This is a genomic window from Variovorax sp. DXTD-1 (assembly GCF_003984625.1).
In the GTDB taxonomy this organism is placed as follows: domain Bacteria; phylum Pseudomonadota; class Gammaproteobacteria; order Burkholderiales; family Burkholderiaceae_C; genus Variovorax.
This window is the reverse complement of record NZ_RWKH01000044.1, coordinates 1-5,371: the sequence shown is the minus strand read 5'-3', so window position 1 is coordinate 5,371 and position 5,371 is coordinate 1. Positions and strand designations below refer to the sequence as shown.

Here is a 5,371-nt window from a genome sequence, read left to right as displayed (position 1 = left end):
TGCACCGGGTGGGGGGCAGCAGCAGGTTTCACAAACGACGCAAGCAGTTCCTCCTCCTGATCGAGGAACCGGCGGTGGACTCGGTGGCGCTAGAACGTCCACGCCATCGCAGCCTCCTGAGGATAAGATTGCTTCTGCCCCACCACCGAGGACCTTCCATATGGATGGGGCGTGACCCATGTCAGCACATCTCTTGTACAGACTGCTGGTGGCAAGTCTCTGGATGTTCTGGGGCGGCACCGCGCTTGCCCAGCAATGCCCTCCCGGTCAGATTGCTTATGGCTCGGGTCCCGGTCTCAACATGTGCGGGCCGGATAACAGGCAACAGCAAGCACCTCAGCAACCTGCCGAGCAATGGGAACGCCGCTGGGGGGCGATTGCCACGTCTGTGCCGGATGGCGTTCTCGGAGTCTCCACTGACAAGTCGAGTAATCGAGAAGCGTCGCAAACGGCAATAAGCGATTGCGCAGCTAAGGGTGGTCTCAACTGCAAGATCGAAATTGCGTATGACAACCAGTGTGCTGCGGTAGTCGTGGGCGACGGTGGTTACAACGCACCTATTGCTACTACGATAAATAAGGCCGTTGAAGTTGGCATGAAGACCTGTCGTGATGCTGGGCGCAGCAACTGCCACGTCTACTACTCCGCCTGCAGCCTGCCGGTACGAATTCGGTAGATGCCACGCACATCATCAATTGCCGCCAATTCGAGCGACTCGCGCACGGCTCATGCGCGTTGCGGGGTTAGATCGCCATGAAGCGCCTCATCCCCGCTCTCGCCGTTCTTCTTGCCATCACCACCATTACCACCATCGCCTGCGGCCAAGCCATGAAAAAGCCCGATATCAAGCTCAACCCGCATCCGAAGATGCGCTATGAAATCACATTGACCATCGAGAACGCCCCGGGGCCGTTCGATGCGGTAGAGGGCTCGCTGGACTACCAAGTCCAAAACGATCGCTGCGTGCCGCTGCAGCCCGTCAGCGGCGCAAAGCCGACCCCCAGCAAGCATCTACCTCTTGCTTTCACGCGTATCAGCGACAAGGTCTACAAGGGCGAGTTCTACGCCGACTTGTTGCAGGATGAGGATTATTTTGGCTTGGGCATTTGCCGCTGGTCACTAACGTTTGCCAGTGCTTATCTGAATGTTGGGAATTGGAAGTTTGGCCCCTTCATTTCCCTTGAAGACATTCTTGCAAGCAAGCCCGTCACTCGCTACTTCAATAACGAGTCCTACTTCAGCGAGGAAGCCAAATCGAAGCGGAGCGACAACCCTCCAGCCACAGATGACGGTCGGACACACCGTTCCGATTTCAAAGAGCCGAAGAACACGTTCTCGACCACACTGGTCGGCAGGGAGAAGTTCCAATGACGATCGCATCGACGGGCTATGCCCTGCTCGCGCAGGACTCCTATCACGACCGTGTGAAGGACGAGAAGGTTGTCCTGAACGGTACGATCTATAAAGTCTTTGACCACACCGACGACCCGAGAACGGGCTTCCAGGCGACGGCCTATAAACGGGTCGACACGGGCGAGGTGGTGATTGCTTATCGCGGCACCGAATTTGATCGGGAGCCGGTGCACGATGGCATCGTGGATGCCGGCATGGCGCTGGCGGGTGTCAGCGCCCAGAAACATGATGCAGATGTTTTCACGCAAAGGGTGCTGGCACAGGCCAAGGTCGACGCACAAAAAAACAATCAGCCCCTGAACGTCACCGTCACCGGCCACTCACTGGGTGGCACGCTGGCCCAGTTGGAGGCGCACAAGTTCGGCCTCCAAGGCGAGACCTTCAATGCCTACGGCGCCGCCGGGCTGCTGCATGGCGTTCCCAAGGGCGGCCATCAAGTCGTCAACCACGTTCGCGCCGGCGATGCGGTGAGCGCAGCCAGTGCGCACTTTGGTCAAGTGCGGGTCTATGCGGCCCAACAGGACATCGACACGCTGGGCAAGGCCGGATACCGCGACGGCAGCGGCGCTCTGAGTGTGCGCAATCCCGTCAAGGCGACCGATTTCGGCGCGCATTCGATCGACAACTTCGTGCCCAATAGCGAGACGCTGGGTCGCTCGATCATCTCGCGGGAGAACGAGGCGCGTTATGACGCCCATCACAGCATGATCGATCGCTACCGCGACGACGTACACAGTGCCCGTGTCACCCTATCCGCATCCACCCCTCTGCGCTCTGGGGTACAGGCTGGCCAGACGGTCGTTGCGGGTGCAAAGGCCGTTGGCCATGCGGCGGGGCAGGCCTACGATGCAACCAGCACTGCGGTTGTTTCGGGGGCGAAGACCGTCAGCCATGCGGCCGAAACGACGGGCAAGGCGATTGTTTCAGGCGCACAGGCCGCCGGTCGCGCAGCCGAGCGCACCTACGATGCCACCAGCACCGCTGTTGTTTCGGGTGCTAAGACCGTCGTCCACGCTGCCGAAAGGACTGGCAAGGCTGTCGTTTCGGGCGCGCAGGCGGCCAGCCACGCGGCCGAGCGAACCTACGATGCCGCGCGCGAGCAGGTGATCACGGGCGCCCAGCGGGCAGAGCGAGCGCTGGAGGAGACTGGCCAGAAGATCCACGATGGTGCTTCCCGCGCCATGGACAAGCTCACCGACAAGTTAGGGTCGTGGCTCAGCAGCGAGGCAGGGCCAATGCCGCTGCTGAACGATGGCCAGCATCCCGGCAACGGGTTCTACAAGCAGGCCTTGGCCGGGCTGGACAAGATCAACGCCGAGCGCGGCATCCCTTCCGATCAACGCACCTGCAATGCCGCCGGCACGTTGGCCGCATCGGCGTGTGAATCCAGGTTCAGGCAGATCGATCACGTGGTGCTGAACGACAACGGCAGCAAGCTCATTGCGGTGCAGGGCCAGCCGGGCGCCGCGCTGTCGAAGGCAATCGGTGTGGACACGGTGGTGGCGCTGAACACACCTCTTGCGCAAAGCTCGCAAGCCTTCGCCGAGGCGCACAACCAGCAACAGAACCAGCAGTCCCAGCAGGTGAATCGGCCGGTTCAGGCGCAAACCGGGCCGGCCCTGGCTTGAGTTGAGTTCGTGCATCAGCGCTTTGGTTCATAGCCCCATCGTCTGTCACTGACCATGAATGCTGCTGCGCTACCCGCTTTTGATTTGATCGCAGTCGAACTGCTCAGCGTGTGCGACGAGACATCCCTATTGATGCGGCGGTAGCAGCATCCAATTTAGCAACACCTCCAACCAAGGAACTTCATGATGAGACTCACCCTTTGGTCGTTCATCGCAATGGTCGGTTTGATGCCTTTTCATGCCCCTGCTCAAACGACGCAAGCGAAGTCGCAGCCTCAGGAAGCGACCGAAGCCGCGATGCGCATTGCATACGAGCGCCTGAAAAATCAAATTACTGCAGACGACGAGAACGCCGCCCTCGAGGAGTCGCAACGTGCGTGGATGAAAGAGCGTGACGAGGCATGCTCGGTCCGGCAAGCCCCGTGTCTGATGCAGCGGAATGTCGAGCGGCGTTATTTTCTGGAAGGCCGCTCCGTGAATGGCCTGAGCGCGTCATCCGCGATCAGGCCCTTTTTCACCCACAAGACGGACGGCGAGAAAGGCATGGAAATTTCTGCAACACGCCTGAAATTTACAAACCCCAAAACACCTGCAGAGCTGGCCCTGAATGAATTCATGGACAAGCAGCTTCAAGAAGCCGTTCGCCATGCGCGAAGTACAAATCCTCCATCGAAGGAGGAAAAATACTACTCCCTCATGGTTTCCGAATTGAATTTCGCATCTCCAAAGCTGCTATCGGCCCGTGTAGATGGCGATTTCTTTGTGGGGCAAGCTCACCCCGAGCCTTGGGGCGAGTCCATCAATATCGACATGAGCACAGGCAAGATTCTTGATTTCGACGATCTGCTTGATGCCAGCAAAGCAAAAAAGATATTTTCCTATTGCCAAAAACAAGTCAATACTCAAAAGATAAATAACTTGGACGATCCAAAAAAAGGAAACGTCACTATCAAGGAAATCTCAGAATCGACTTCCGATCTTGGGATTTGGAAATTCAAGAAAAACGGGGCTTCGGTGAGTTACGGTGCGTATGCCTTCGGGGGCTACAGTCAGTGCAACTGTAGTTGCAACATCCCCTACTCGGTGCTTCATCCTTTGGCAAAAAAGACGTTTCCTTTGCCGAAGCAAAAATAGACTCGCTTCATTTAATTAGGAGAAAATAAAAATGTCATCCATCGATAGCAAACAAGCGCTTTCCGTTCTGGTCGGATCGGAGGGTGCTTCTGGCAATAAAGTAACTCTCGCCGTGCCGAATTCGATGCTGGGGAAAGAGCGCGGCAAAAATGGTTCTGGCTTTTCATTTGGCACAGTTCAATTGGACATAGGAAACAACACCGAAGCCAAAGCGGCATACAAGGAAATACTTGCCGTCGGCGTCGCCAATAATTCTATCACGCAAGCTCAAGCAGATGATTTGGCAAAATATGCGATCAAGCGGCCAGATCTGAATGAGGGCTTATCAGAAAATTACAAGGCAGCACTCAAAACATTGAATGCTACCGTTTTCAACCCCGACAGTCCAATTGCTTCGAAAGTCAACGCAATCATTGCGGAGCATCAAAAAAATCATCTGGACAAGAGCGTTGTCGCCCCAGTGAACGATTTTCTCAAGACGCATAGCGCCGGCGTATTCGATTCAAAAAACAAGGACTATGGAACCGCAGTTGCATCGCTTGTCTCTTCATGCAATAGAAGTGGCAATTTAGATGATTACGCAGCTGCCTTGAAAGGAAATACCAATCCTACGTTGGATGATGCAAAGAAGGCGTGGGACCAACAACTTCCTGGTAAACAAACACCCACAGATTGGGATTTAGTTAAGAGCGGAGCCAAGAGTTTCGCTGCCCCGCAAGAGCGTTCTGATAATTCTCAGCCGTCGAACGCGCACACGGCGGCGATGTACGATCCCGCCCACCCCGGCAATCCGCTGTTCAAGCAAGCCCAAGCTGGCATGCAGGCGATCGATGCCAAGTACGGGCGCACCTCGGATCACCAGACCGACAACGCCGCAGGCCACGTGGCGGTGAAGGCGCAATGTGCGGGCATGAAGTGCATCGACCACTTGGTGTTGGGCGGCAACAGCGGCGATAGGATCATTGCCGTACAGGGCAAGCTCGGAAGCGGGCTGTCGAAGGTGATCTCTGTGGACACAGTGGAGGCGCTAAACATGCCGCTGGCCCAGAGCTCGCAGGCCTCGGCCGAGGTGCATGCCCAGCAGCAGGGCCAGCGGGCGCAGCAGGTGAATCAACCTGTCCAGGCGCAAACTGCGCCGGCCATGTCTCGCTGAGTTGAGACTACAGACCGAATCACTCGCCGGCCCCATCAGCGAA

General features: G+C 57.0%; 5 protein-coding genes. All 5 read left to right on the top strand.

The window, feature by feature from the left end; translation table 11 throughout:
* Window positions 1-178 precede the first annotated feature (178 nt).
* Window positions 179-676, top strand: coding sequence for a DUF4189 domain-containing protein (locus EJI00_RS24595; protein WP_126750090.1), 498 nt, complete (start codon window positions 179-181; stop codon window positions 674-676).
* A gap of 77 nt (window positions 677-753) precedes the next feature.
* Window positions 754-1,371 (top strand): hypothetical protein, encoded by a 618-nt coding sequence (locus EJI00_RS24590; protein ID WP_126750089.1) that lies wholly within the window; start codon window positions 754-756, stop codon window positions 1,369-1,371.
* The gene (locus EJI00_RS24585) at window positions 1,368-3,041 is read left to right on the top strand and encodes an XVIPCD domain-containing protein (protein WP_126750088.1); all 1,674 of its coding nucleotides are present in this window, start codon (window positions 1,368-1,370) and stop codon (window positions 3,039-3,041) included. The genes EJI00_RS24590 and EJI00_RS24585 overlap by 4 nt, the downstream gene beginning before the upstream one ends.
* A gap of 183 nt (window positions 3,042-3,224) precedes the next feature.
* Window positions 3,225-4,175 carry a lysozyme inhibitor LprI family protein gene (locus EJI00_RS24580; protein ID WP_126750087.1) on the top strand — a complete coding sequence of 317 codons (951 nt, stop codon included), beginning with the start codon at window positions 3,225-3,227 and terminating at the stop codon, window positions 4,173-4,175.
* A gap of 31 nt (window positions 4,176-4,206) precedes the next feature.
* A complete protein-coding gene (locus EJI00_RS24575; RefSeq protein ID WP_126750086.1) occupies window positions 4,207-5,328 on the top strand; it encodes an XVIPCD domain-containing protein in 1,122 nt (373 codons plus the stop codon).
* Window positions 5,329-5,371 lie beyond the last annotated feature (43 nt).

Bases quoted from the DNA above. Each gene is read 5' to 3' on its own strand.
- EJI00_RS24585 (WP_126750088.1), top strand. From the start codon at position 1,368: ATGACGATCGCATCGACGGGCTATGCCCTGCTCGCGCAGGACTCCTAT.
- EJI00_RS24595 (WP_126750090.1), top strand. From the start codon at position 179: ATGTCAGCACATCTCTTGTACAGACTGCTGGTGGCAAGTCTCTGGATG.
- EJI00_RS24590 (WP_126750089.1), top strand. From the start codon at position 754: ATGAAGCGCCTCATCCCCGCTCTCGCCGTTCTTCTTGCCATCACCACC.
- EJI00_RS24580 (WP_126750087.1), top strand. From the start codon at position 3,225: ATGATGAGACTCACCCTTTGGTCGTTCATCGCAATGGTCGGTTTGATG.
- EJI00_RS24575 (WP_126750086.1), top strand. From the start codon at position 4,207: ATGTCATCCATCGATAGCAAACAAGCGCTTTCCGTTCTGGTCGGATCG.